This is a genomic window from Streptomyces violaceorubidus (assembly GCF_000717995.1).
Lineage (GTDB): Bacteria > Actinomycetota > Actinomycetes > Streptomycetales > Streptomycetaceae > Streptomyces > Streptomyces violaceorubidus.
The window spans coordinates 1-1,774 of the sequence record NZ_JODM01000095.1 but is presented as its reverse complement, the minus strand read 5'-3'; the positions used below and the strand labels follow the sequence as shown (position 1 = coordinate 1,774).

At 63.4% G+C, this 1,774-nt stretch carries 1 protein-coding gene; it reads left to right on the top strand.

The window, feature by feature from the left end; genetic code table 11:
• A partial coding sequence (locus IE94_RS0134060) for a hypothetical protein (protein WP_425337999.1) occupies window positions 1–1,544 on the top strand: 1,544 nt, incomplete at its 5' end.
• Window positions 1,545–1,774: the final 230 nt, after the last annotated feature.

The window sequence follows — 1,774 nt, the reverse complement described above, 5'->3', positions numbered from 1 at the left end:
ACGGAGCAGATCCCGCCCCGGATTCCTTGCTCGACGAGCTGACCCGTTCGGGTGATCCGCGCGGGCACGGGCTCCCCGGTGACGTGCAGGTGGGGATGGCCTCCAACGACGAGACGATGAGGGAGGGGCTCAAGAAGTCGCTGACGGCCGCGCTGGCGAAGACCCCTCCGGACAGCGCGATCCTCAATCGCGGCGACCTGACGCCCCAACAGATCGCGAACGCACACCAGCATCTGGAGCAGTACGACCAGTGGCGGACGCTGCCGCACCGAGCCCAGTTGATAGCCGACTCGTTCGCGCAGGCAGCGACGTGGGCCAGCACCCACCCGGGACGCGCCGCAGGCGGGAGTTGGCAGCCGTACGCCTTCACTGCACATACCGAGGATGCGATGGTCTCGGGGCTTCAGAAGACGTTGAAGTCCCTGCGGGCCGCTCCCGAGCCGGACTCGAGACTGATCGCTCGGCTGGAGCAGCAACTGGCGAGCCGTTCCGGCGATCCTGAGCAGGCGGGTCCGCACGTGGCGGATCGCTCCACCGCCGAGTCCCCCGCTACCGGCTCTGCGACCGCCGGGGCGCAGGGTGCCGCCTCGTCCGGCGCGCCGCACATGGACGGACAGTCCGCCGAGTTGCCGTCCCTGGCCTCCGAAAGGGACATGGCCGCCCCTGTCCCGATACCCCCCCTGTCCCGGTCCGGCGTCCCACGGGCCGACACGGCGGACAGGGCTGCCCGCGTCAGCGACACGCTCCCGGCCGCGGACACCCCGCGCACGACCGCGCCCGGCCCTGGCACCCGTACGGCGGCGGCCGACCGGACGGTACCGACCCACAGCCAGGCAGGCCAGGAGACCGTTGGCGAGGCTGTTCTGGGTAGAGGGAGGGCCCCGGCTGGGCTTGAGGTGAGCACGCCGGGTGTTCGCCATCCGCAGGATCCGGGACTTTCCGGGCCCGAGGGAGCGGATCGCGACACCGCTGACGGTGGTCACGTCTTCGCCGTTCCTGACGACGGGGATACCGAGGCGCCTGACGTTCGTGTCGAAGAAAAAAGTGAATTCGCGAACAGTGAACTGGTGCGCCGCCGGTTGATACGGAAGATGGAGGCCGAATACCATATCACCTTCGATTCTGCCGCAGGCGTACAGGCGGTTCTGGAGCAAAGCCCGAAAGCTGCTGATGCTGTCAAGGCGAAGATCACCCCTCTGCCTCTTCACCTCAACACATTGAAGCAGTTGAGCGCCTCACTGAGTAACTACGCGCCCATCATGGGAGAGCAGCGTAAAAATTCTAGCCGCAGCAGCTTCGATCAGGAGGTGAAAACAATTGGCGTAGTGCGATCCGCGCTGGATAAAAATGAATTGTATTTCGACGCTACGGGGGAGTATTTCAAATCACGGAAGCTGTTCAATATTTATGCCCGCGCACACTTTCGCATGGATAACGGTGTGATGCGTACGTCAACTCACGAGTTGGCACATGGGCTCCTGGGTTACGCTTTGAATGACTTCGCAAAAAATTTCTGGGAAGGCGTCGAATCTTCGATCAGGTAGGAACGTGGGAGAACGGGCGCCCTCGTCTCGCTTTTCCCAACGGGCGTCCAATCAGCAAGTACGGTGAAACCGACGCTAACGAAGACCTGGCAGAAACCGCCAAGTACTACTTCCATGAGAACGCGTTTCTGCGAGAGAAGGCGCCACTTCGCGCTGAATTCTTCGATCGCCTGATTGCCGGGTGGCGTCAGAGGGGGGATTCGGCCGATAGACTGGAAAAATCCAATTCC